This window comes from Streptococcus sp. GMD6S (assembly GCF_000297015.1).
This window is the reverse complement of sequence record NZ_AJRH01000213.1, coordinates 1-770: the sequence shown is the minus strand read 5'-3', so window position 1 is coordinate 770 and position 770 is coordinate 1. Positions and strand designations below refer to the sequence as shown.

The 770-nt window shown below is 41.8% G+C and carries 1 pseudogene; it reads right to left on the bottom strand.

Annotation, left to right across the window (positions count from 1 at the left end):
* A pseudogene (locus GMD6S_RS09750) lies at positions 1 to 770 on the bottom strand (Ltp family lipoprotein); the annotation flags it as partial.

The window sequence follows — 770 nt, the reverse complement described above, 5'->3', positions numbered from 1 at the left end:
GCTTTATTTAAAGCAGCATTGTACTGCTTCCCATCTAGTTTTGGTTGCCGCACACCATCGTAGTCTACATAGTGACGGCCACCATCTACCCATTTATCCCTAGCCATTTTACCGTCTGATTCAACATAATAACGACCGCCGTCTACCCATTCATTCTTGGCCATCTTACCATCTGATTTGAGATAATAATTTCCTACCCATTTGTTGCGAGCGTAGCTGCCTTCTGCTGTGAGATAGTAATATGAACCATAGTTTTTATCATAAATCCAGTCACTTTTAACCTTTTTTCCATCAGAATCAACATAATAACGACCACCATCTACCCATTCATTTTTAGCTCTCTTTCCATCTGATTTGAGGTAGTAATTTCCTACCCAGCCAGACTGAACTTTAGATTGTGATTTATCCTGTTTAGGAGTTGTTTCTTTAGCTTTTTCAGTCGGTTTTGATGCTGGTGTTTTCGGTTTCTCAGCAGGTTTTTGTGCTGGTGTTTTTGGTTTCTCAGCAGGTTTTTGTGCTGGTTTCGGTGCTGGTGTTTTCGATTTCTCAGCAGGTTTCTGTGCTGGCGTTTTCGGTTTCTCAGCTGGTTTTGGTGCTGGCTTTGGCGCTGGTTTTGGTTGCCACACACCATCGTCTCCTACATAATAACGACCACCATCTACCCATTCATTTTTGGCCATCTTACCATCTGATTTAAGATAGTAATTACCTACCCATGTGTTGCGAGCGTAGCTGCCTTCTCCTGTTAAATAATAGTATGACCCATAGTT